Here is a 24,322-nt window from a genome sequence, read left to right on the forward strand (position 1 = left end):
AACATATATATTAGTTCATATTTCAATTTCAACTTGCTTTTCTAGTCTAACGACCAAATAGCTCGGCTAGTCTAGTTTCCAATTCCGCACCATGAAGATCCTTTGCGATGATCTCGCCGTTATTATCAACTATAAAATTCCGCGGAATAGCAGTAATATTGTACTTTTTCACCATAGCAGAGTTAAAACCCTTTAGATCACTAAGGTTGATCCAAGCATATCCATCCTGTTGAATAGCCTTTTTCCACGCTTCTATATTCGTATCGAGTGAAATACCGATAACCTGGAAACCTTGTGCTTGATATTTGTTATAAAGAGGTATCATTTCTCGCCCCTGAACTCTACATGGGGCACACCAACTCGCCCAAAAATCGATAAACGTATATTTACTTTTAGTTATGATGTCTTTAGATGAAACCACCTTTCCCTCGGTATCGGTCATTTCAAAATCTTCATAGCGTACAACCGTTGCAATCCCCTGCAAACTATCATTGGAACTCGTATTTTTTTCATCGGCCGTAGTCTGACCATTAATAGTCAACGTAAATTGTTTAGTAGACGGTGGCATACACATAAAATCATTACAGGCCATAGATTTGACCTGAAAAGAAAGGATAAATGGTTCATCAGATTTCAGTCGAACAACCTGCGAAAAGGTAACTCCTTTTGCATAGTACGCAACTCTTTTATCCTTGTTGTCTTCTACCCCTTTTTCTTCGATCACACCTACATACGCTACACCAGGCGTATCCGAAAATTTGATCTCCGTAGGCATCCCCAGCCCACCGCCCGAAGAATGTTGTGGGTATATATGATAAGGGTCTTTAATCGTTGCCTGAATATTCACTTTATAGGTCAATAGGTCGATTTTCTCCGCATTGACTGTCCATGAAACAGGGTGATTGGCCTGTGTAAATCCGAGAAAAGTCAGGGAAGACAGCATTACTGTCATAAGGAATTTTAGCATAATACAGTATTAAAATTATTTAGTTCATCTGCGTAGTAAAAAATAGGCATGACGTAAATTAGGGTTAGTCGATCAGAATGGTTCAAAAATTAATTACCCAATAGATCGGCTAGTTTATCTTGCAAGGCTTTTCCGCGCAGATCCTTCGCAACGATGAATCCTTTTGGATCCACCAGCACGTTGGCTGGTATTGATGATATTTGGTATAGCTGGCTCACCTCACTATTACTTGCCTTAAAGTCACACACCTGTGTCCACGGTAATTTATCCTCTTCGATGGCTTTTAGCCATAAGTCTTTTTTCGTGTCCAACGAAACGGCCAGCACGGTAAAATCCTTATCCTTATATTTTTCATAAGCGGCCAGCACGTTCGGATTTTCCTCCCGACAAGGCACACACCAACTGGCCCAAAAGTCAACCAACACGTATCCCCCCCGGTAGGATGCAAGCGATATTGGATTGCCTTTCACATCATTCAATGTGAACGCAGGTGCTTCCAGGGTTCCAGAAACCGCAACTTTGGCTTGCTCGAGCTTATCTATCCAGCCTAATACTTTTTCGGATTGCTTCATTCTTATGCTTAATGCGTTATACATCGGCTCGACCAAGTCGGGGTTGATTGAACTCTGGGTAAACAAATCCATCAGGTCTACACTCGTATAGGTATCAGGATAGGCTACGACAAAATCCTGTACCAATTCCTCAAAGAATTCCATTCCACCGACCGTTTCCGGCTTTTCCTTCATTCTGTCCAATGTCATCTTTTCGTATGCACGCCAAGCCTGCTGGTCCTTGCCACCACCGCTATACGACGCCTTGCCTGCGGCATCAAAGCTGATCTCGACGTTGCCGTCCAAATAAAACAGGGCTACATTTCTCATATTATCGTCTCCATTCGACGATGTACGTTCGCTACCTTCTGCACGAGAGGTGATTAAATTCAATTCGGCCAATTGCGGTCGACCAATGCTTCCGGTATAGACAAACCTACCGTTATTCAAGTAAATCGTATCAGCAAGATACTCCCCTCCGTTGTCATCCATAGGATAAGATACAACCGCTTTGCTTGCATTCAAACTTGTGGAAACCTGACCTGTAATATTGTACTTTGTTTGCGCATGCAGTACCGTCGACATAAAAATCGCTGCGGCTAAAACAATTGATTTTTTCATACTTAACTTTTGTTATTTATTTTCTTCCAATCCTATACTTTCAGCGAGCATGCGCTCGCCAAACTTCAATGCAAACCGTTCCGGTCTCAATGTAAACGACTCCACAAGATCTCCTGTCTCATCATACATATCGTGACGATAGATTACTGTATTGCTGTAAATCGGATCGACGGAAAGTCTGCGCATATCCAACCAACGCATCCCCCCTAACGCAAACTCGCGGACCCGCTCATCTAAAATAAAACGAACTAACTCCTGTTGATCCCCGACAACATTTGCTGGCACCGTTATATTATCAGACATCCTTCTTGCTCTTAAGTACTCCAAATCCGATCTAGCGCCATCTAAATCGTTGGCACGCGCCAAGATCTCTGCGCGCATCAGATAAAGATCAGGCAATGACGGTCCGATATCGGAAGAAAAACCAGGAAAACGTCGCATACCCCGTGGAAATACAAAATCACCAAATAATTCTTGGTTAGAATAAAGTCTAAGCCGTTTGTCCGACGGATCAAACAGTTCAACTGTCCTAGGGCTAAAAACAAATGTATTTGCAGAAGATATAAAAAATGAGCTCATTTCTATATTATAGATGATCTGTGTATTGTTGGCTGGTAAAGGCTGATTAGATGGTCCAAAACCGAAGTCCATATCTGCCCCCCAATCGCCACCGTCCGCCAGCACATCATTATAATCGTAAAGAGACACTTCAATATTTGATTTATCTTTTTCAGAAAATGCAGCATCAACATGTCGTTTTGCAGACTCAAAATCAGCCATGTAGAGATAAATACGCGTCAAATAGAACTCGGCGGCCAATTTGGAAAACTTGCGCCTGTGCGTGAGTGTACCTAAATCCGGTAATGCCTCGGTCAGGTCTTTGATCATAAAATCATAGACTTGCTGTACTGTAGCACGCGGGAAATTTCGGTTGGTTACATCCGCAGTCGTTAAAATGGGAACTCCCAAATCTGTAGCCGCAGTAGCTGCATTATACGGCACCGAAAAATCACTTAAAAACATGAGGTGACAGATCGCGCGTCCTACTTTGGCCTCTGCTAAAATAGCACGTTTTTGCTCCTCCGACCCTCCTTCAGAATCCATCACCTCGTGGATAATTTTGTTAAACAGATATTGCCTCTGGATATACGAAAAACTGCCCGTCACTTCATCAGGTAGCTCATCGGGCTGATAGATCCGATCTTCGTACCGAAAGAGCCTTTGCATACGCCGACCAGTTCCAGCAAAGTAAGTTTTTTGTGCTGCCACCTCATCGCCCAAATATCCCGAAGCAGTAAAGGTGGACGTAAGATAAATTGCATTTAATATTTGCTCGTAGTCCTTGGTGGATTTGGCTATTAAATAGCCCTTGGGTTCAATTTCCAGAAACTCCCGTTTACAGGATGTTTGACAAACAGTCAACACCAGAAAGAACGAAATCAGTATATATTTATGGGATGTATTCATAACCTATTTTTAAACTGTAAATTATAATGTGATATGGGCTCCAAATGTTACTTGTCCTTGTCCTGTCCGAATGACCCGTCCTCCACGTGCGGCGTGGAACTCGGGATCAATGCCTAGATCGTTGGCCTTCCATAGCATAATATTAGATACCTGAAAGCGAAAACTGATGGCCTCGGCACGAAGACGTCGAACGACCTGCTCACCTAGATTGTAGGAAAGCGTAATATCTCGCAATTTCAGGAAAGAGGCATTAAAGATATTCGAATTTGCGTAGGTGTAGTAAGAGGTATTTCTATTATAGTCATCATCACTGTTTCCCACGTACCGCGGGATATTTGTCTTACTTTCATCTCCTGCTTCTTTCCAACGATTGGCAAATTCGGGGTGGATCGAATTGGTATATGGTGGCTCTGACCAGAACGAATTACGATCACGAAACATTTTATGCCCTGCATTATAACTCATATTGATACCCAACTGAAAGTTTTTGTAGACGAAGTTATTGGAAAAACCACCACTCCAAATTGGCTGGGATGTACCCATATACAACACATCCTCCGGTGTATTGCCATCGATCTCGGATGTGACGGTGCCGTCTGCTAACGTAATTTGCGGATCCCCAATCGCATTCAAACCAGCATAATCATAGCCAAAAAGAGTAAATGCCGGATAATCAATTACATAATCCTCCTGTATCATCCCATCCCCTGTCGCGATGGGTGTTGTACGCGCTAACTGCGTGATCTTATTCTGGTTGTACCCCAATGTAAAGCCACTACTCCAAAAGAAATTTTCCCTAATCACGTTCATGGAGTGTAAGTTGACATCTACCCCCTTATTTTCCAGATCACCAAAATTTCCGGTTACTCCAGAGAAGCCAGTCAGCGGTGAGGTGCTCAAAACACCGATCAGATCCTGCGTATTCTTGATATATCCATCGATCGATCCCGATAGCCTACCTTGCAGAAGTCCAAAGTCTATCCCTCCATTATATACTGCCGTTCCTTCCCAAGTGAGCCTCCTATTGGCCGGCGAACTGATGATCACTCCTGCTCCAGTGACATAGTTTGGTTCCGACTCGGCCTGTAGAATATCATAAGAAGAAGCCGTACCTGGCGTTGGTGCATTACCCGTTACCCCATATGTGAAGCGTAGGTCGAGTTCACTCAACCAGTTTGGCTTGACCACAAACTCTTCCAGTCCTAAAGCCCATTTACCACCAATGCTGTAAACCGGTCTATTCTGTGCTGATTTGTCCAAACCAAACAAGTTACTCTCATCTATCCTCCAACTGGCGTTTAAGGTATATTTACGTGAAAAAGAATAGTTCAGGTTGGAGTAGTATGAGGTAGTCCTCGCAATGACCCCCTCGCCACCACTGACAAAATTTTCATCTAGCGTGGCTACACCACCACGGACGACGCCCGTAATACCGAGCCCCAATGTCGCGTAATCTACAGGGCGTGATACCTGCAACTGATCATCCCAACCTCTGTAAATAACCTGCGTTGCTAATGGTGTCGTACTCGTCGCCTCCTGTCCGGCCAAAATGGTAAGCTGATGCTTTTGCTGCCAGTCCAGATCATAGATCAATTGGTTCCGAATGGTCCAGTTTTTTGTTAAGGCATTATTTTCGGTCAACCGACCACCGTTTGTCGGTAGGTTATAAACTGGGGTACTGTTTACTGTGGGCGCCTGTGTAAAGGTCATCAATTCATTCCTTACGACATAACTCTCTTGATCCAGCACCATCCTGTTGTTTGAGGACGAGACGTTATACCCATAGGTTCCTTCAAAACGCAGGCCTTTATAAAGATTGATTTTACCACCCCCTACGATTCTTGTAGACAATCCTGTACCATTAGCACGTCCTCTGTTTATTTCGTCCAAAGGAACAAAATCCAGATTAACCCGGCTTCTTGCCTGGTAGTCCATACGGTAGGCATCACTATATCCACCCATGTAATTTACCGTCAATGGATTACCCTGGGCATCTTGCAACAACTGGTAAGGAACAGTAGATAATGTTATAGGTGTGTAGCCCGTATCGCCAGAGCTGGTCAGATTGACTATATTATTGGCAGCAGTCCGTGTACTTCCTAGATCTGTCACCAAGAAAAGTTGTAGATGTCTGTTTATATTAAAATCCTGACGCAGATTAACCTTAAAACGGTTATCCTTTTCACCAGGTGTTGTACTCTGCAAGCCGATATAGTTTACCGACCCATAGAATGAATGAATAGGACCACCGCTCGCCAAGGATATGGTGTGATTACTCGTCATTGCATTCCGATAAATAAAATCTGAAATCTGACTACGGTTATCGATCCCAGCAAGACTATCAAGCATCAGGTCGGCCCGCTGCTGTGATAACAATCCGCGCGGCACGGCATATTGAATCTGTAAATGAGGCGGTACTGCCGAAAGGGATTCCACACTACTCCAAGGGTAATTATCGGCATATTGCGGAAAAAGCTCGCGTGCTGTGGCAATAAACTCTCTACTGTCCATCCGTCGAAGATAATTCAAGTCGGGACGTCCCTGGATATTATGATAGCCATCGTAGTCAATACGCAATTTCTGTCCTGGACGACCTTTCTTGGTCGTAATCACGATAACCCCGTTGGCCGCCTTTGCTCCCCAAATAGAAGAAGAGCTCGCATCTTTTAATACAGTTATATCTTCAATATCTTGCATATTCAGGCTTTCTACCGAAACACCTTGTAACTCGACGCCATCTACAACTACCAATGGCCCACGTGTGGAATTGATTGAGGTCAGACCACGGATAAGCAATGGATTTTCACTACCCGAAGGGGCATTGTTCACCGTTAGTCCCGGAACCAAACCGTCTAGACGTTGCAGCACGTTGACGCTGGAAGACCTGTTCTTCATAATGTCTACATTGGGTTTTGCAAATGAACCCGCGCTGCGCTCCCGCGACAAATTTTGGTATCCTGTAGAATAGCTGACCTCCACATCTTCGATATCGCTAGTGAAAAGTTCCAGGATAATGTTTCCCAGATCGCCTTTCGCTTTTACGTCTCGTTGTACATAACCGAGGTAGGTTATTTGTATTGTTGCCTTTTCATTGATGTCCTTCAGAAAAAATTCCCCGTTTTCATTTGTCATCAGCTTGATATCAGTTCCCTTCACTTTAACGGTGGCACCTGCTAACGGCTTACCCGAGTAGTCTGTGACCCGACCACGTATGTCTATGTGTTCGATATGTAAAGGGGTTTTTTCGGTTGTAGGCGCTTGCTCAAGCTTCCTTATAGATACAATCTTCCCTTCGATCTGGTAGGTATAGGGCAGCCCCTTCAATACCGTTGCTAAGGCATCGTTAATATCTGCATTTTTTAGCGACACGTTAATTGTCTTTGTGTTGGGGAGTATTTTGCCGTCATAAAAAAAATCATATCCGCTCTGCTTCCTAATTTCTTTTAAAACGGCCTCCATTTGTGCATTTTTTCGGTTCAGCGTTATTTGCTGTCCAAACGTTGATGCCGTAACCTGCATCAATCCGGCTAGTAGTATTACGGTGGTTAATCGCATCATCCACATAATTTTTGTATAGAGGCGTTTGTAGGTCTCTACTTTTTGGGTAATAATTTTGTACATATTTGTCATTTTTAAAACGCCCTTAGCGGTCGACAAAAGACCACTATCCTTGCGGTTTCACGCAATTTTAGCTAAGTTTGTTTAGTTTGGTTGTTACAGCAATCCTTAGCTTTCGACGGATGAGGTTGCTTTCATAAATAGTTCATTCCAAGCTGCGACCAGAAGTGTTACAAGCCCTTCTGGTTTGTTTTTGGGACTAAGTGGGTCGTGACCGTTTTTTCATTTCATATTGTTTTAGGTTAACACTGCTGTTGATTCATTCATATTTCACTTTATTTAATCACGTGAATTTTTTTGCCTTCTATTCTAAATCTTACCATCCCCGAAGATTCAATAGACTTCAGCACCTGCGAGAGCGGCTTATCACGTGATATCCAACCTCCGGCCTCCATATCATCTGGTATCGATGCGTCATACACGACCTCGACATCGTACCACCGGGCTATTTTTCGCATAGCGGTCTTGAAATTTACGTGGTTTAAGTAAAAATCGCCATCTTTCCAATCGATGACATTATCCACCTCAATCGTCGCCAGCTGCAGATTTCCGTTAGCATTAGCAACCTGTTGGCCGGGCTTTAATATCCGCTGTCGTCGGCCATCGGTTACCTTGATAGCACCTTCCATCAATGTAGTGGTTATTGCCGGCTCGTCCGCGTAGGCGTTTACATTAAATTGAGTACCTAAGACTTCGATTTCTTGTGTTCCACTTTGCACAACGAAGGGGCGTGCTTTGTTCTCGGCAATTTCAAAATAGGCCTCACCAACAAGCATTACGTAACGCTTTCCGTCATAAGATCTATTTAAATTAGCCGAATAGGTTAAGGTAGACCCGGCATTTAGCCACACCGCTGAACCATCTGGCAAACGCAGCCGATAGGTCTGGCCTTTAGCCGTCGACAACGTGTTCACACTATTTAGTTTCTTATCTGATCCGCTGATTTCATAGATCAACTCTCCGTCCGCAGACTTCGTAATTCGCACACCCGCCTCCTCCGCCAGCTGACCGGTTGTTGCATCTGATAACTTTATCTGTTTTCCGTTGGTAAGCGTTAACGTCGCCCCTTGCGCACCCGGAGCCACGTCATTCTGATAGCCCTTGTGCACATTCTGAGACGGCCGAATTGCATCATTATAGAAAAATAATACCGCAGCGCATACGACTGCTGCCACCGCAGCAACTATTGCCAACTTCCTTTTGTACGGATACAACATGCGTACGGTAGCTGTACCCTGTTCCACATTATTGGCTTGGATCTTGGTTATTGTTTTAGCCCATATCGCTTCGCGATCCGCGCGCTCATATCGTTTCAATTTCTCGTTGAGGACCTGTTCCCGGTATGTTTCTTCTAGGTGCAAACGATGTTTAGGATCTTGATCCAACCATACTGCTAACTCCGCGCGTTGCGCATCGGTAATCGTACCTTGTATTTGCGCTGCAATTAATGTTGAAATATGGAATTCGGTATCAAGCATTGTCGTATTCTTTGTATTAGAAACAGATTAATTTAACTTCTCTGTAATATAGAAACCCGGTTGCGGACAAAATGCTCGAAAATAAGTTTATTTTTTCATTTGGATTTTCCACGTTGGTGCATTAAATAATATTAAATTAATGTTTCTTTAATATAGAAACACCATAACATTCCTGAACGCTCGAAATTATTTTTATTTTTTTTGGAAAGCTTAGATTTGCGTTGCTTAGGGCCGATCAATCAAAAACAAAAACGCTAATAAGGTAACGGCGGAGACCCCTTGTTTTAGCAACTGGCTCTTCAGCAATTCTATTGCCCGGGCTTTGTGTCCGCGTACGGTCTTTACGGAAATACCCAACAGGTCTGCAATTTCATCTGTTTTTTTATTCTCAATGTAGATCATCTTGAAGACTTCGCGACACTTCGTCGGTAATTCTTCAATCTCGCGACTAAGAATGTGGAGCACTTCGGTCTCTATGATTTGATACAGAATGGTCTCTTCTCCGGATTCTAGCTGCGAAAAATACAATTCCTGCGCAGCATTTCGTCTTTTTAAGCTTCGAAGATGGTTTAGACTCGCATTCCGACAGCTGATATACAGAAATGCTTTTACATTTTGTGCCGTTTGGAATTCGGTTCGGTTCTGCCAAAGTTTGAAAAAACAGTCCGCTACAATATCTTCGGCCTGCTGCGTATCCTGGCATAGGGGCACGGCAAAATAACAAAGCGATTTGTAATGTAAATCAAAAAAAAAGGCAAGCGTTGTTTCGTCTCCACCTCTAAATGACTCCATTAGATCATTTTCGCCATATTCAGCCCGTTTTTTCATCAGTTTATTTGCACGCCAATCAGATTGCCAATATACATATTTATATTAAAAAAATAAGAACATGGAACTGTTGCCACTAATCGTATCAGGATATAAGCCTATCTTTTCTATGCTTACCTTACTAGCAGAAGCAAATGGTAATAACAAAGACAATTACCGTCAAAGGCAGCTTCTTTTTATCAACCATACTGCGACCACGAGTACCAATCCGCCTATTGCCCACCACCAAAAGAAATTTGTTGGGTTATGATCGGGTATGTCTCCCATATATACAAATGAAGCCCAGTAGAAGGGGTTGGACAAGTGTTCATCTGCATCGCGCAAATAGGTGATCTTAGCCTGATGTAAGGCATTCTCATAAGGTCTGCCATTTTTCAATTCTGCGTAAAACGATTGCATAATGTCTCCGGTGGCCTTGTCGGGAACAGCCCAAAGACTCATAAGCACATTCGGTACATTCGCATACATGAAGCCTCTCGCGAGGCTCATGACACCTTCTCCTCGTTGAAGTTCACCAAATCCGGAATTACATGCAGATAAGCATATCAGATCGGCATTCAAATTCATCGACAATAATTCGTATGTATGAAGCAAACCATCATTCGACGAATCAGGCGATAAAATAAGATGTGATCGCAGGGGATTTTGGTTATTAATTTCGGAGTGTGCGGCCAAATGAATAACAGTCGATTTTCCGGTTAGTTGCTTCAAGCTGCTCTCTGTAGCTTTGGAACCCTGAAGGTACTGGCCTGGGAAAATATTTTGGATCGAAACAACTTCTTTTGCAGAGTTAGGTAACTTTGCCAGGGAAGGTTGGTCATCATAGGTCGGAGCCATTGCAAACACGGAAAGCTCTCCATTTTTTATTTTTCTATGTTGTGGCCGGTCGAGCAGTGAAAGAGCGCCGTGATAGCTGAAGCGATACTTATGAATAAGGTAAGGATAATCTTTAAAAGTTTGGGCAGTGTGATCGATTGAGTCTAGCAAAGCCTCGAAAGGAATATGCGTCAGTATCCCGTCGGGGATAATCAATATATGGTCGGGGGATGTTTCCCGGATTACGGGAAGCAGCAGATGGTCGTACATTAGCTTCGCGGAACTTTCATAACTTTCGTGGCCTCTCGGATCACTCAACGCTTTTCTCACATTTGATATAGCACTCATCAGTTTTTCAGATTTTTCCACAGATATAGCGCCTTTTTTTCCTTTCGTCATATACTGAATGTAAAAAGCCCGTTCGCCATCAAAGTAGTCGATCAAGGTCTTGCTTCTGAGTCTCTTTTCATTGATATTGATCCGCTTATCTTGTTGTTCAGAGTAGGACACCCCGTACATGACCTGTCGATAATTTGGGTATTTGTCATCCAAGCCACGTAACCACCTGTCAAAATCTAATTTTGCCGCCAGTAATTCCGCCATTACACTACCACCTTCTCGATCGGGCCATAATTGGTTTGCAGCGCTTAGTGAATAAACTCGTTGCTCAAGCTGAATAATTTTGCTTTTTAATTCCAGCTCTTCTACACGCACTTGCTGAGGGACGCCAATAGAAGTGGTTAAGGCCGTTACTAAATGCTCCTTTAGGAGTGCTGATTTTGACTGGTCGGAAATCCATAAGATTTTTTCAAGATCTGTGTCAGCGCCTGTCTTTTCATAAAGCGTATGGGCGAGTGCCATGGCTTGGGAAAAACTATCATGAAGTAGATTGGAAAACGTCGCTTTAGACCTCAATGTCATCAGCCCCTTGCGAGATCTACCTCCCTCTCGAATCGCAATCATGTAGCAATCCAGCGCTTGTACTAGGTAATCAATAGTTCCATTTTGTTGATAGAGTTTATGAAGTAACGCACCTTTTTTAGTAAAAAATGCTCCCATATACGGGTGCGTAGGAATAAGATTGGAAGGAGGATTATGAAGGATGTCTGTTGTGTCTCTAAAATTTGGGAAAAGTAAATTCGTAGCGCGTGATACGAATGTTGGTATGGAATCTAACCGCTCTATTTCAGCCAATTGCAACAAAGCCTGCACTTTATACATCGTCTTATTGGCGTCAGCTTGTACCGGTATTTCTAGGGCTTTGGATAGATAATGACGTGCTGAATCACTTTTCCCTTGTGCCATGAGTATTTTCGCGTACTCGTTGTACCTAAAGATTAGCCCGGTATAGGCATCTCCGTAGGAGGAAATGAAAAACTTTTGGGTTTGCACGGCATAATCCGCAGCCTCATCATACGCCCCCAGCAGGTAATGTGCTTTAGAAAGGAGACCTAGGAAAGATCCTTGGTAATAATCTTCAGGATTTATAGATCGTAGAATGGCAAGACCTGCATGCAGACGTTTTATCGCCGCTAAGATATCTGCCTTTTGTTGATTAATTTCAATCAAAACCTCGCCGTATACCAGGTTTTCCCTCATTAGTGCATATTGATCCTGGGAAGGAGAGGAGGTCTGTTCACGGATATGACGAGATAGTTCAATATTCTCCAAAGCAGATTGGTAGTCTCCCAGATCCAGTTGATTAAGCGCTTTGTTCAGGTAAAGGGTTTGCGTTTGTTTGTCTTGTAATAACGACCGGTCATTAAAAATGACGAGACAGCTGTCAAAGTATCTGATAGCTTGCTCATAATCAGAAAGAAAATTATAATTAATAGCAATGTTGTTAAAAACCTTAGCTCTTTTCGTTTTGATATGGGGATCATTGTCCACCTGAAGATAAAATGCGTTCAGCTCTTCAAAAACTTTAATCGACTCGCTGTTGCGTTGCAAATAGGCAAGCACAATACCGTAGGTGTTTTTTGTCTCCTGAACAAGGGCCGTATCACGGATATGATAACTATTAATAAGGCGGTTGGCGCTATCTAGGTAAAATGCGGCACTGTCCAATTTATTTTGGCCAAAGTATGTCTTGCCACTCGATGTCAAGACCTGAAGGGTCTCAAAAAGTTCTTCTTGTCCTTTCTTATCGGGGAGACGTGATCCGCTTTGGAGCCATATGAAGGCGAGGCTTATAATAATCCATAAAGTCTTACTCATGAGGTAAATATACTAAATATAGACAAATGGCACAATGGAATTTACAGCACTTGTCTAATCGATCCGACAAGTGCTGTATGATATATTACAGGAGTAAGTTTAGATATTGCTTTTTAGGTTGACTACTCCCCCGATGGCACTTCAAGAAATGCACCCGCAGCTACGGGCGTTCCAAAATTGGGTGTCCCATCTGCATTCCAGGTAAACCTTTGCATCCGTGTGCTGCGTACATTGCCACAACCGTTATTATTCGGATGAGATTCCATATTTGCATGGTATATGATCCAATCTTCTTTTCCGTCCTTTGACTTGAAAAAACCGTTATGACCTGCGCCGTATGCGCTAGGTGCTTTTGTAAATACCGGATTGGGGTTTTTAGACCACGAAACGGCTTTCAAGGGATCCGCATTATCGGCCAGTCGTAACATACCCAGTGCATAGTCGTCCGTACCGCAATAACTGGCCGAATAAATCATAAATACATCTCCATCTGGATTTTTTAAGATCTCTGGTCCTTCGTTTACGCCGAAGCCATTTCGCTCCCAGCCATGCTGTGGTGTCGATATCATGACGGTCTGTCCGGTAAGCGTATACGGATTTGACATTTTCGATATATAGATATTTTGTGTTAAGTTGTTATTTTGAGCTCCCGGTCTGCCCGACCAGATAAAGAACAACTCGTTGCTATACTCAAAGATACTGCCATCTATAGACCACAGATCGGCCGGTTGCGTCATCAACTGTCCCTTGTCTACCCAATTATTCGTTGTTGGATCTTCATTGGCATTTTCCAGTACAAACATTCGGTGATTAACATCCTGTCCGTCGCTGGCCGTATAGTAAATATACCATTTTCCTTGCAGAAAGAACATTTCAGGCGCCCATACATCCCTGCTGTTGATGCCCGTAGCAGGAGCATTGAACACCACGGTGCTGCTCGCTGATGCGAGTTGGCTCATTTTTTCCGTTTTTCGAATTTCAATCCGGTTGCCATGGGTTTGTAGGAAATAATAAAAATCCCCACGTTGTGCGACCCAAGGATCCGGAGCAGCGTTCAATAAGGGATTTTGAAACTTTGCCGGCCCTATAGCCTCGGGTGCTGTTGGCGTAGCTAGATAGAGTCCAGCTCCGCGTTTGTCGCAGGCTAAAGCAATGATCAAAAAGGCGATATAAATTACAGATTTCATCTCTTTACAATTTGTTCTATATTTTTACAGTTTTGAATATTCCAAGTAGTCCAGCTCACCGTACCCCGTGTTGTGCCGGATACTTATTTTACGTGTCCCCTCCGATAAATTAAATACCAAGTCGAAGGTTTGCCATGTATTCCATCCCCTATTCGGAATGCTATATACTTTCGCTTCTGCAAACTTATCATCGATATAGATCTTGTGGGTTGTACCATCGAAACCCGTACCTGCAGCCACGCGGATCAAGTAATCGCCGGCGGCCAATATCTGTATAGTGGCATCAATACCGCTATCTGCATTGTCTATAGCGCCCACCTTTGCTTGGCCAGAGGAGGTTTCCCGCGTAGCTGGGTCATCCGCCTTTTTGGCAACTCCTCTTATGATCGTATTTTCCGCTTCAATCCGTTTGGCGCCCACCCGCACCTTCGCTTTTACGGTATTGCTTTGGACACGGTTACCCGCTCTATCGAATAGAACGGCGTGGAAAGAAAGTTCTTCTTCGGGTATAAGTTCAGTCACGGTATAGCCAAAGTTATAAGGCGCAATGGTCTTTTCCCCAATTTTTTCTTCCCCTTTGTAAAACTCCACCTTGCTGAGCTGTGGACCACCGTACGTACTCCTGCCCTCCACAGTTAATGTGTAAACACTTTCAGACAGCGCGACCGTATCGGCGTCGAGATGTAACGTTGGCGGATTCGTATTGACGGGAAGATCTTCTTCTCTTTCGCATCCGACCACTATCCATAGCAAGAATAGCGGGCAGAGGTATAATAACTTGTTCATATGTACACTATTTAGTCGTTAAAGCCATATGAAATATCCAGGTTAAATATATGTATACTGGTGCAACATGGATATTCATAGCTGTATCTTTTGTTTGTCAAGGGTTATCGCTGCTTCGATATAAGGCTAATAACCGGGATTCTGCGTCAGGTTTGGACCGTTGTCTATGTCCGCTTGCGGAATAGGGTACCACTCATGTTTACCCGGAACGAAGTTGACAAAATCCGCATCCCTTTCCCGCAGGGTCTCCAAGTTATTGGAAAACTCACCCCAGCGCACCATATCAAAGTACCGCCAACCTTCACCTGCTAACTCCAACGTACGTTCGTGCTTCAGCTGCTCTTGGAAAGCGAGCTGATCCATCCCTGGCTTTACATCGCTGAGGGGCGATAGGTTTACACGCTGACGCACTTCATCCACATAGGCGTATGCCGCATTCGTTTGTCCGGTTTCATTCAGGCATTCCGCATACATCAACAGAATATCCGCATACCGGATCAAGCGGTAATTATTCGGCGAGCTGAATATCTCATTATTCTTCCAATCGTCATTCAGCAACTTTCTAAACCACACCCGCTTATCGTCTGAACCGTATCGGCTTAGCCATGTCTCCCCATACACCATGGTAAAAGCCGGACCTCTTTCATCGGCATTGTCATAGATAAAACTAACAGCGGCACGGGGATCCTTTTTATTATCGACGGTCCGTTCGGTATTAAAAGCATCCACGATCCAGCGTCTTGCTGCACCATCTCCAAAACCTGGCCCCGGACTAGGTGGCGCCAGAAATTTAGGCACGGAAGCTCCGGTATTGAGACTGATACCCGGATTGGTATCGTCGTCTCCGTTCTCTGCGGCATTTTCTTTAAACTGAATCTCAAAAACGGATTCTCTATTGTTCTCTGTATCTTTCCTAAAATTATCTGCGTAGTTGTCCATCAAGCCGTAGTTGCTGGCGCCTTCGCCCGTCACTAACCAGTCCATCGCCTCCTTTGCCGCTGCGAATTTACCCTGCTGCATATAGACCTTTCCCAACAGGCCATGCGCCGCTCCTTTGGTGATTCTACCTACATCCGCAGCATCATAAGACGGCGGTAAGTCAGTCATAGCCTCCGTTAGGTCCTTCTCAATCTGTGCAAATGCTTGTGCGGGTGTCGCATTCGCCGGGTAACCATCAGCTGGCGATAAGAGCGTTAACACCAGGGGTGGTCGCCCCCAAAACACGACCAGATTAAAGTAGTTCAGGGCACGTAATACCTTTGCTTCGGCAATAATCCGCTTTTTTAACGTTTCGTCCATGTCGATCAGTGGCACATAGGTGATCACCTGATTTGCACGGTAGTTTGCGTGGTAAATGGCATTCCAAGTACCTCTGCTGGTATTATTATCCGTAAAAGCGAAGGCAACATTATTATTAAGACCGATATCGCCCCCCGAGCCAAAGCCCTCATCGGAGCGTAGCAGGTACAAAAAGTGCATACCGCGATTATAGTAATTACTACTTCGGTTCAATGCGCTGTATATCGCATTCACGCCTTTAATGGCATCGGATTCATCTTCCCAAAAAGAATCCGTCGTGAGCATATCAGGATTCGCTTCATCGAAATTCCGCTCGCACGCAGTCGTAAGAAAAACGAAAGCAGTCAATATAATTAGAGTATATTTTTCCATCTTAAATGATTTTTCCATTCAATAAGTTATAAGCCAAAGGATAAGCCAAATGATATGATTCTGTTCGGCGGCCATGCACCCACATCCACACCGGGCTCCAAGTTTGCGTTTGCCCCTACTACATCCGGATCCAATCCTGAATAATTGGTTACGGTAAAGAGGTTTTGTCCGCTTACATGCACGTGCAGCGAAGGTATGTGCAGCCTTTGCAAAAGATGTTGCGGCACATTATAGCCGATCTGCACGTTACTTAGCCGCAGGTACGAGCCGTTTTCCAACCAGCGATCCGAATCGCCCCGCACATTAGACACAATCCCCCGGTCTATAGCCGGGTCTCCTGGCGTCGTGCTGTTATACGACACGCCCAGTCTGGGGAAGTCTGTTGGATTTTCGGCCGTCCACGGTGTAATACCGCTTCGGTAGTTGGAATAACCCATGCCGTCGAAGTCCCGCCGCATGTCATTATACAAGGTGGTGCCGACAACGCCATAGAATTGTAGGTTCATCGTGAAGTTCTTGTAGTATGCATTCCACATAAGACCTGAAGTAAATACCGGCCATGGCGTTCCCGCAAAGGTTCGGTCATCTGGGGTAATATCGTTCCCCGTTCCTCTGTCCGACAGATTAATATAGCGAATATCGCCGGGTTGGGCAATATCTGCCTGTGCCCGATGTGCATCAATTTCGTCCCGGTTCTGGAAGATACCGTCTGTCCGAATCACATAATATTCGCCGATGGAGCGTCCAACCTGTGTCCGTGTGTTACCCGATTGGATATAATCTCGCGGTAGGCCTGTCACGGGATCAATACCCAGATCACCCAGCTCCAACACCTTATTACGGATAAAACTGATATTCCCGGTGATATCCCAGCTAAACGCGCGTTCCTGCCCCTGCTGCGGTCGGTATTTTAGCTCTAATTCTATCCCCCTATTCTCGATGGAGGCTCTATTGGTAAGTATGTCTTGGCTTATACTTCCTAGATAACCGGGGATGGGCAAATAGAGCAGTACATCTGATGTCACTGAACGGAATACATCGAATGTTACATTAAGTTTCCGGTCAAATAGGGCGGCATCAAATCCCAGGTTTAAAGTCTTTTTCTCTTCCCAGCGCAAATTCTGATCCACGAGGGCTACCTGTGCCCCCCCTACATACGCGTTTTGATCACCCTGACCGAAAATAGCCCGTGGCGCTTGATTTATGAGGCCGATGTACGCATAATTACCCAAGTTAGCCGCGCCCAACACGCCGTACGAGCCTCTCAATTTCAATTCCGGTAGCCAGCTCACGTCGAAGAAATCTTCGTTACTCACACGCCAAGCCAATGCTCCCGAAGGAAAAAATCCGGTCTGGAAATTCTTCGAAAAGCGTGAGTCCTTATCCGAACGAAAGGTGAAGGTGGCTAAATACCGATCGTCGTAAGTATAATTGAGACGGCCGAGCCAGGAATCGATAAAGTTTCGGCCCCTACTTCCGGACGCAACCATCTCTCCCGTAGCGGAATTGATCGTGGTAAAATAGCGATCTCCTGCAGCGAGCAGATCAGTTCTTTGGGCACCAATCCCCGATGATCCGATGGTCTGCTGGGTATAACCAAACACACCATTTACCTGATGCTTGTCGAAGGTTTTGTTAAAATTTAACGTATGCTCGAACAGGTAACTTAAGAACTGAGAACGATTTTCTTCGATCCGCGTCGGCTGGTCGGCTTGATTCCAGTACCATATTCCTTTACCTCGCAGGGAAGTTCTCCGGTCAAAGCTAGTTTCCAGTCCTGCATTGAGGCGATAGGTAAGCCAGTCTGTAATATCGGCCTCACCATAGAGGTTACCCATCATCTTTACGTAATTGTAGTCGGAATTGGTAATCGACGCCTGTGCTACCTGGTTACGCGAATAGGTCCGGGCATTCTCTGATCCTATCCCCCAGCCTCCGGGGTTGGCATCACTTACAAACCCTGTACCTTTGATCGGTATAATAGGCAACATGTTAAATGCGTCGTAAAATGGATTTCCGCCGAACGCACCACCCGAGAAGGGCGACCGTCCGTAGCTACTTGAAATCATCAGGTTCTCTCCGACGCGGAAGCGGCCTCGAGAGGTCTCCGTATTGACGCGTAACGCTGCGCGATCAAATTTACGCTCGATCACCGTACCTACATCTTTAAAGTATGATCCTGACATAAAATACTTAGACGACTCACCGCCTCCCGATACGGAGACATTGTAATCCTGTATTGCGCCTGTACGGAATAACTCGTCTGCCCAGTCAACATCGGTGCCGTCGTAGTTGGCAACTGCTGCCTGCTGTGTATATCCTGCATTTTCATAAGCCTGCCTATTCATGTCCACATACTCCTGTCCGTTCATCATGTCGTACATCTTTGGCAGGTTGACGATGCTGTATCGGGCTGAAGCGTTTAGCTTCATAGGACCCGTTTTACCTTTTTTGGTTGTTATGATAATAACGCCACTAGCTGAGCGCGCACCATATATTGCCGCTGCCGAAGCATCTTTCAGCACCTGTATACTCTCTATGTCATTCGGGTTGACCGTGATGTTTGGATCTGACAGCATTCCATCTATCACGTATAAGGGGCTTGCGTTACCAAATAACGTACTCATACCACGAATGTTGACGACTGCACCTTGGCCAGGACCTCCTGAATTTCGCACAACCAGCCCGGAAGATTGGCCCTGAAGTGCTTCGGGTAAGGATCTTGCTACTTTAGCTTCTGTATTTTTGGTTTCCACCAGTGTCGCGGCTCCCGTCAGGTCTTTTTTACGTATAGACTGATAACCGATCACGACGACCTCCTCGATGTCACTTTCATCCACCAGCAATACTACGTTCAACGTTTGATTGCTCGACACCGAAAGCTCCTGGGTTACATATCCGATATACGAAAATACAAGTATGGCTTCAGGTTTGGCTACATTTATGGTATAACTTCCGTCCGCGGCAGATACCGTGCTGTTATTTGTGCCTTTTTCCTGCACAGAGACTCCGCCAACCGGGCCTCCGTTTTGGTTGGTCACAATCCCTTCAATCGGGATTGACTCCTGTACTTTTTTAAGACTTATCGTGTTTCGGCCACCTCCCTCGAATGCCTTGGGGAGCAAACCATTCGCCTGAGAGAACGACTGCAAAACAAAAATGGCAGAAAGCAGAGCGGATACAATTGCGAAATACTTCATAAGAATCTAAAGGTTTATATACCACAAATATAGTCGGTGTCAAAAACCAAATAGATACAAATCATCTCAAAAAAAGCTACATTCGTCTCAAATTGCGTGCTAAATCCTTATAATTTGATAAAGTCAGCGAACAAGAATGGAGTTCTACCTTTGAGTAGAGACTTTTTATCCTAGCGCGCTTTTTTTCGTTCATACATCACGGAGAGAGGGGTATGATAATATAGTGGAACAGATCACCGGTACGCTCACGATAGGGCCTCCGTTACAAAAAACTGTTAATCAGCGCAGAAGATGTTAAACTAAAATGCAATCTCTCATAATTGAAATAGATTTTGTATTTTTGTCCCTATGGAAGCTATACTAATACACCCTGCAAGCAAAGAACAACTGGCGGCCATAAAAGCTTTCGCCAAAGCATTAAAGATCCCATTTGAAACAAAGGAGGTCGAAAACACCTATCTCCCTGAATTTGTTGACAAAATCCTTCAGGGACGGGAAGATGTAAAAAATGGCAAAGGAGTAAAAATTGCCATTGAAGATCTATGGAAGTAATTTATACTCCACAAGCCGTTGAAGATCTTAAGTACTGGAAAAAATCTGGCAATAAAGTTGTTCAAAAGAAAATACAACAGCTTATTACTGCAATAGTGGAAAATCCTTTTGAAGGTATAGGCAAACCTGAACAATTGAAATTTGAATTGTCAGGATCCTGGTCTCGTCGCATTAATCAAGAACATCGTATAATCTACGAATTATACGAAAACAATAAAATAGTGATTCTTGAGATACAGTCCGTACGTGGTCATTACAAATAAGCTTCTTCCCCGCATTACACACAACTATATATATTTAGTCGTCTACACTAATTATTTTAATGCACTAATCTTTTTATTAAGCATGGGCACTACTAATCTAATGCTCGCCCGAGTTTGGTTTTGCTGTAGCTAATTTGCAGTTTCAAAACTACAATTTTCACTTATATTCACAGCACACAAAGGATCGGATTACATTAGGGGAGTACTCTGCGAAAATTCGATAAAGACCGAACAAAAAGTCCAATGAGAAGTCGTCGTATTTTTATAAATGAATTCAAAATTATTGAACAGTGTGTCTTCTAAAAACGCATATTTCACTTCTAGGTCTCTTCGCTGGTTGGGTCATCCATACTCTTCGCCAATTCTTCCCAGACTCGTTGATATTCCGTAGGGTCTTCCAAAAGTTCTTTCTCTGCGTAATAATAGGATCGGTTATGTATATCACCTCCAAAGAATCTTTCTTCAAGAAAAATATTTAAGTTAATTTGGGCCTTTGCCTTTCCATTCGGCTTCACCAAGAAATTGAGTGTCCGTCGCGCACCACTTTTGGCAGATAACATCTTTTTTGTATACTTCGTTACGATCTGCACCTGTATAAATCCCGATGCGCGGTCGAGGTTGGCAAGAAAATAACCATTCTTATGGAGCGAAGAAGCGATCTGATCAAAGGCAGAATCTGCAGCGAGGTCAATAACTTTCGATCGACTTGCCTGTTGTGCCGACGCAGTAATCGTAGAAAATGTAAGGATACAGAGGGTGATCAGCGTGAAAAAAGACGAATTAGCAAACTTCATAACGGGTAATTTAATTAAATGACATCCATACTAATATAAGGAAAATCTAACAAACAAAGACAAACAATGCCAAAAAACAGGCGCTATCCCGAACCGCTATGGCGTTTTGCCAGCTCGATTTTCGTATCCAGCTCTTTCACGAGTTTTTCGACATTTGGCTCGCCACCTGCGTTCTGAAAACGGATAAACCCTTCTTTATCGATACGACTTTGGTCGGGATACCATTGATACCATAAGCCGTTACGACAGCGTTAGCGGGATCTTCTATGTCATCAAAAAACATGTGGTTTTCCTGAGAGAATATTACCTACCCAAAAGGGTAGTTTTTAACTAATTTAGTTATACTAAGGAGGTACATCTGTATATTTACCACTTTGATAATAATCTACCAGAATGCCATTACCAAAAAACTTAACCAAGTGTACTATCATCATTGTAGACCCTGAGAAAGGGAGTAGCCGTTCGATTAGTATCCCTTCATTGCATTTGTATAATATGCGCTATTATATCCTCATTATAGCCGTCGTTACCGCTGTTTTGATCACAGCCTGTAGCATGCTTTATACATCCGTGGGGCAGAAGGACCAAGAGCGGGAGAAGCTCCTATCGGAAATCAGTACACTGCAGCAGCAGATACCGGCGGCAAACGACACACTGAATGCACGGAATTATGTGGAGCGTATAGAATCCAAGCTTTCAAAAATCAGCGAATACCTCGAAAAAAGAGGCGTAAAGAGTTTTGCACTAGAGGATGCCGGTGGTCCGGAATATAAAAACCTTAAGTTAGCTCCGATAGAGTATTACAGTATGTATGATGAGTATATGGAACAGCTTTTTGAAGGCTTGGTGTATACGCCTACCGGTTCTCCGGCCAAACCTAAACTGACCTCCAATTTCGGATATCGCCGCAACCCTTTCCACGGAAAAACGATAGAATTTCATTCAGGAATGGACTTTCGGGGCGAAAAAGGTGATAAAATTCGCAGTACAGCTAACGGTAAAGTCGTTTTTTCCGGGAGGAACAGTGGATATGGCATCTATGTAATCATCCGGCATCAAAACAACTTCGAAACACTCTATGGACATTTATCCAAGGCTTTGGTCAAAAAAGGTGATAAGATAACAGCTAATCAAGTTATTGGCGAAATGGGCTCCACCGGACGCTCTACAGGAACCCATCTCCATTACGAAGTACGAAAAAACGGCAGACCTATTAACCCGGTCGATTTCATGAATTTAGATTAGGCTGCTGTGACCGTATCAAACATAAACAAAAAAGCAAGCAGCAAGGGGAAGAAAATGAATGCTACGATCATCCCCACATTAATTGACAGAAACTGCTTGATAACAGGAAATATTTCCGGTACGCCCTTTATCCGGATAGAGGGCGTACTGGAGGGCGACATTCTAGAAGTTGGAAATTTGGTAATCGGCGAATCGGGCACCGTAAATGGCAATATCACTGCAAAGACGATCACTATTTTTGGAGAGATTAATGGAGATGTTGTCGCCACAGAATCCGTTGAAATAAGGAATTCGGGCAAGGTAACCGGCACAGTAAACACCACAAGCCTAACGATAGAACGGGGAGCCACCTATGATGGAAGTATCATCATGGGCAAACAGAAAAAATAGTATCATTTAAAATTATTAACATATGTATTTAATACAATCTTTCTCCAGTTTAGTAGAGAACAACAATACAGTTCTCATCAATACTTCAAAAGATTTGCTCCACGGGCTTAAGATTCTGCACAATGACAAATGGTATATTTGTGGAGACCTAGCCCTAAACGAAGGGCAGTCACCCCATAAACTCATTAATTCATCACCGGACGACACAGACTATCAGTTGCTCGCCAAAGCGGCTCTGATTGTATCCCAGGAAAACCTGGAGCAGCCTATTTGCATTACCACTGGCTTCCCTTATGCTACCTACCATATCCACAAGGAGAAAGCGATCAATTTTTTCAAACGGACACACATATTGGATTTCGATAGTTCCACCTACGGCACAGGCGGCAAAAAGAAAAATGTCCTTGAAGTGCAACAGGTTGAAGTAATACCAGAAATCGTGGGCTGCACCATAGGCATCAGGAGAGGAGAACTCCAGGCAACAGGTAGTTTTTTTGTATTAAGCTGTGGTTTTGGCACATTCGAGTCCATTCTCAGTACCGATTCTGGCATCATCGAACAAAGTATGGTGAGTGCACACGGTATCCGCTATGCCGTTAACATCATGATCAATGAGCTAAAAAGCAAATATTACCTTGAATTCCGGAATGCACATCAGTTTGACGACGCGTTCCAACGCGGATACGTTTATCTCAATCGGCAGAATATTGACTTACGAGAAATCCGTCGGAATGCAATCCGAACATACTATGAAGACATTGTATCACCCGTCTTACGAAACATTATCACAGATAAGAACCTCATGAAAACCAACCACATCTATCTATGCGGAGGAGCCATGTATTACCAAGATCTGGTGGAATGCTTCCGGGAAGAATTTGAAGGCATTGCACAGCTAGAAGTAGTTGAAAACCCCGAAACCATGGCCAGCAAAGGGTATGCATTAAACTCGCTGCGTATCGCACACGGAAAAAAGAAATCTGCTCTGGGAATAGACATTGGTAATGCGACCACTATCGTTACCAATTTTGATGATGAAGAAGTAAAAAATTATTAGATTTGATCCGTTTTCTAAAAAAAAGAGATACCGACACGTCAAGAACACAGCCACAACCCGCTGGGAGGAATGAGATTATCATTCACGAAGAAGACACTATAAGCCTGTCAACTATGGTGCTATCCGATATCAGAAAGGGTAATTTTTTTATCCAAGGGGAAGCCATTGTAGAAAAGAATAGCTTTATCACCGGTACTATCGTATCCACCAACGCGATTATAACAGGACGCGTAGACGGAGAAGTTATATGTACCGGTGAAGTTGTGTTAGCTGCATCTGCGATTGTAGAAGGAAATTTGAAAGCCAGCACAGTGGTCATATCTCCTCATGCCATTTTCAATGGCAATTTGATGATCTCCGGGCAGACAAGTGCTAGGGCAGAATCACTGCTATCTGAAAAAATAAACCTGGCTCAACGATTATTGAACAAGGGATATATCCCTGAGGTAGAGATTTTAGTAGAGTCCGATCCTCCGAAAAACAATATAATGACCGCTTTCAAAAAAACAGAAAAAAAGAACAAGCATGATCAAAAAGGAGATGAAAATTCATCTTCTTCCGATGATACGGTAAGTTCTTGGTGGTAGGTTTAGGTCCCTTAATTTTACCGCGTG

General features: G+C 43.9%; 19 protein-coding genes. 6 read left to right on the forward strand and 13 right to left on the reverse strand.

Annotation, left to right across the window (positions count from 1 at the left end; genetic code table 11):
* Nucleotides 1–46: 46 nt before the first annotated feature.
* The 11 genes from FAZ19_RS21530 to FAZ19_RS21580 all read right to left on the reverse strand — a co-directional run bounded on the left by FAZ19_RS21530 (nt 47) and on the right by FAZ19_RS21580 (nt 19,407).
* Nucleotides 47–967: a TlpA family protein disulfide reductase gene (locus tag FAZ19_RS21530; protein ID WP_136822835.1), complete on the reverse strand. Its 921-nt coding sequence runs from the start codon at nt 965–967 to the stop codon at nt 47–49.
* Between the two features lie 89 nt (nt 968–1,056).
* Nucleotides 1,057–2,139, reverse strand: a complete 1,083-nt coding sequence (locus tag FAZ19_RS21535) for a TlpA disulfide reductase family protein (protein ID WP_136822836.1) — start codon at nt 2,137–2,139, stop codon at nt 1,057–1,059.
* A gap of 12 nt (nt 2,140–2,151) precedes the next feature.
* Entirely contained in the window at nt 2,152–3,606 is a 1,455-nt protein-coding gene (locus FAZ19_RS21540; protein ID WP_136822837.1) for a RagB/SusD family nutrient uptake outer membrane protein, read from the reverse strand.
* A 21-nt stretch (nt 3,607–3,627) separates the two neighbouring features.
* Complete coding sequence (locus tag FAZ19_RS21545) at nt 3,628–7,227, reverse strand: SusC/RagA family TonB-linked outer membrane protein (protein WP_169305739.1); 3,600 nt, start codon at nt 7,225–7,227, stop codon at nt 3,628–3,630.
* A 272-nt stretch (nt 7,228–7,499) separates the two neighbouring features.
* A complete protein-coding gene (locus tag FAZ19_RS21550; protein ID WP_136822839.1) occupies nt 7,500–8,702 on the reverse strand; it encodes a FecR family protein in 1,203 nt (400 codons plus the stop codon).
* Nucleotides 8,703–8,927: 225 nt separating this feature from the next.
* Nucleotides 8,928–9,530, reverse strand: a complete 603-nt coding sequence (locus tag FAZ19_RS21555) for an RNA polymerase sigma factor (protein ID WP_229707664.1) — start codon at nt 9,528–9,530, stop codon at nt 8,928–8,930.
* 159 nt (nt 9,531–9,689) lie between these two features.
* Nucleotides 9,690–12,563, reverse strand: a complete 2,874-nt coding sequence (locus FAZ19_RS21560) for a CHAT domain-containing protein (RefSeq protein ID WP_136822840.1) — start codon at nt 12,561–12,563, stop codon at nt 9,690–9,692.
* A 122-nt stretch (nt 12,564–12,685) separates the two neighbouring features.
* Nucleotides 12,686–13,750, reverse strand: a complete 1,065-nt coding sequence (locus FAZ19_RS21565) for a glycoside hydrolase family 43 protein (RefSeq protein WP_136822841.1) — start codon at nt 13,748–13,750, stop codon at nt 12,686–12,688.
* Nucleotides 13,751–13,774: 24 nt separating this feature from the next.
* Nucleotides 13,775–14,536 carry a carbohydrate-binding protein gene (locus tag FAZ19_RS21570; RefSeq protein WP_136822842.1) on the reverse strand — a complete coding sequence of 254 codons (762 nt, stop codon included), beginning with the start codon at nt 14,534–14,536 and terminating at the stop codon, nt 13,775–13,777.
* Between the two features lie 126 nt (nt 14,537–14,662).
* The gene (locus tag FAZ19_RS21575; RefSeq protein ID WP_136822843.1) at nt 14,663–16,207 is read right to left on the reverse strand and encodes a RagB/SusD family nutrient uptake outer membrane protein; all 1,545 of its coding nucleotides are present in this window, start codon (nt 16,205–16,207) and stop codon (nt 14,663–14,665) included.
* Between the two features lie 26 nt (nt 16,208–16,233).
* The gene (locus FAZ19_RS21580; RefSeq protein ID WP_136822844.1) at nt 16,234–19,407 is read right to left on the reverse strand and encodes a SusC/RagA family TonB-linked outer membrane protein; all 3,174 of its coding nucleotides are present in this window, start codon (nt 19,405–19,407) and stop codon (nt 16,234–16,236) included.
* A 348-nt stretch (nt 19,408–19,755) separates the two neighbouring features.
* Between FAZ19_RS21580 and FAZ19_RS21585 the strand changes: the two genes are divergently transcribed.
* Both FAZ19_RS21585 and FAZ19_RS21590 read left to right on the forward strand, forming a co-directional pair.
* Entirely contained in the window at nt 19,756–19,959 is a 204-nt protein-coding gene (locus FAZ19_RS21585) for a DUF2683 family protein (protein ID WP_136822845.1), read from the forward strand.
* The gene (locus FAZ19_RS21590; RefSeq protein ID WP_136822846.1) at nt 19,950–20,222 is read left to right on the forward strand and encodes a Txe/YoeB family addiction module toxin; all 273 of its coding nucleotides are present in this window, start codon (nt 19,950–19,952) and stop codon (nt 20,220–20,222) included. The genes FAZ19_RS21585 and FAZ19_RS21590 overlap by 10 nt, the downstream gene beginning before the upstream one ends.
* Before the next feature lie 320 nt (nt 20,223–20,542).
* Here FAZ19_RS21590 and FAZ19_RS21595 read toward each other — a convergent pair whose 3' ends face one another.
* Nucleotides 20,543–21,016, reverse strand: a complete 474-nt coding sequence (locus tag FAZ19_RS21595; RefSeq protein ID WP_136822847.1) for a hypothetical protein — start codon at nt 21,014–21,016, stop codon at nt 20,543–20,545.
* A gap of 136 nt (nt 21,017–21,152) precedes the next feature.
* Nucleotides 21,153–21,299 (reverse strand): hypothetical protein, encoded by a 147-nt coding sequence (locus FAZ19_RS24005; RefSeq protein ID WP_169305740.1) that lies wholly within the window; start codon nt 21,297–21,299, stop codon nt 21,153–21,155.
* Nucleotides 21,300–21,409: 110 nt separating this feature from the next.
* Between FAZ19_RS24005 and FAZ19_RS21600 the strand changes: the two genes are divergently transcribed.
* The 4 genes from FAZ19_RS21600 to FAZ19_RS21615 are packed head-to-tail and all read left to right on the forward strand — an operon-like array spanning nt 21,410 to nt 24,295.
* Nucleotides 21,410–22,261: a M23 family metallopeptidase gene (locus tag FAZ19_RS21600; protein WP_136822848.1), complete on the forward strand. Its 852-nt coding sequence runs from the start codon at nt 21,410–21,412 to the stop codon at nt 22,259–22,261.
* Between the two features lie 54 nt (nt 22,262–22,315).
* Nucleotides 22,316–22,651 carry a bactofilin family protein gene (locus FAZ19_RS21605; protein WP_136822849.1) on the forward strand — a complete coding sequence of 112 codons (336 nt, stop codon included), beginning with the start codon at nt 22,316–22,318 and terminating at the stop codon, nt 22,649–22,651.
* A 22-nt stretch (nt 22,652–22,673) separates the two neighbouring features.
* A complete protein-coding gene (locus FAZ19_RS21610) occupies nt 22,674–23,708 on the forward strand; it encodes a ParM/StbA family protein (RefSeq protein WP_136822850.1) in 1,035 nt (344 codons plus the stop codon).
* A 2-nt stretch (nt 23,709–23,710) separates the two neighbouring features.
* Nucleotides 23,711–24,295, forward strand: coding sequence for a bactofilin family protein (locus tag FAZ19_RS21615; protein WP_136822851.1), 585 nt, complete (start codon nt 23,711–23,713; stop codon nt 24,293–24,295).
* Nucleotides 24,296–24,322: the final 27 nt, after the last annotated feature.

The organism is Sphingobacterium alkalisoli, from assembly GCF_005049105.1.
Taxonomy (GTDB): domain Bacteria; phylum Bacteroidota; class Bacteroidia; order Sphingobacteriales; family Sphingobacteriaceae; genus Sphingobacterium; species Sphingobacterium alkalisoli.

Bases quoted from the DNA above. Each gene is read 5' to 3' on its own strand.
- FAZ19_RS21570 (WP_136822842.1), bottom strand. From the start codon at position 14,536: ATGAACAAGTTATTATACCTCTGCCCGCTATTCTTGCTATGGATAGTG.
- FAZ19_RS21530 (WP_136822835.1), bottom strand. From the start codon at position 967: ATGCTAAAATTCCTTATGACAGTAATGCTGTCTTCCCTGACTTTTCTC.
- FAZ19_RS21600 (WP_136822848.1), top strand. From the start codon at position 21,410: ATGCCATTACCAAAAAACTTAACCAAGTGTACTATCATCATTGTAGAC.
- FAZ19_RS21565 (WP_136822841.1), bottom strand. From the start codon at position 13,750: ATGAAATCTGTAATTTATATCGCCTTTTTGATCATTGCTTTAGCCTGC.
- FAZ19_RS21545 (WP_169305739.1), bottom strand. From the start codon at position 7,227: ATGTACAAAATTATTACCCAAAAAGTAGAGACCTACAAACGCCTCTAT.
- FAZ19_RS21550 (WP_136822839.1), bottom strand. From the start codon at position 8,702: ATGCTTGATACCGAATTCCATATTTCAACATTAATTGCAGCGCAAATA.
- FAZ19_RS21535 (WP_136822836.1), bottom strand. From the start codon at position 2,139: ATGAAAAAATCAATTGTTTTAGCCGCAGCGATTTTTATGTCGACGGTA.
- FAZ19_RS21560 (WP_136822840.1), bottom strand. From the start codon at position 12,563: ATGAGTAAGACTTTATGGATTATTATAAGCCTCGCCTTCATATGGCTC.
- FAZ19_RS21540 (WP_136822837.1), bottom strand. From the start codon at position 3,606: ATGAATACATCCCATAAATATATACTGATTTCGTTCTTTCTGGTGTTG.
- FAZ19_RS21605 (WP_136822849.1), top strand. From the start codon at position 22,316: ATGAATGCTACGATCATCCCCACATTAATTGACAGAAACTGCTTGATA.
- FAZ19_RS21610 (WP_136822850.1), top strand. From the start codon at position 22,674: ATGTATTTAATACAATCTTTCTCCAGTTTAGTAGAGAACAACAATACA.
- FAZ19_RS24005 (WP_169305740.1), bottom strand. From the start codon at position 21,299: ATGTTTTTTGATGACATAGAAGATCCCGCTAACGCTGTCGTAACGGCT.
- FAZ19_RS21580 (WP_136822844.1), bottom strand. From the start codon at position 19,407: ATGAAGTATTTCGCAATTGTATCCGCTCTGCTTTCTGCCATTTTTGTT.
- FAZ19_RS21575 (WP_136822843.1), bottom strand. From the start codon at position 16,207: ATGGAAAAATATACTCTAATTATATTGACTGCTTTCGTTTTTCTTACG.
- FAZ19_RS21555 (WP_229707664.1), bottom strand. From the start codon at position 9,530: ATGAAAAAACGGGCTGAATATGGCGAAAATGATCTAATGGAGTCATTT.
- FAZ19_RS21585 (WP_136822845.1), top strand. From the start codon at position 19,756: ATGGAAGCTATACTAATACACCCTGCAAGCAAAGAACAACTGGCGGCC.
- FAZ19_RS21595 (WP_136822847.1), bottom strand. From the start codon at position 21,016: ATGAAGTTTGCTAATTCGTCTTTTTTCACGCTGATCACCCTCTGTATC.
- FAZ19_RS21590 (WP_136822846.1), top strand. From the start codon at position 19,950: ATGGAAGTAATTTATACTCCACAAGCCGTTGAAGATCTTAAGTACTGG.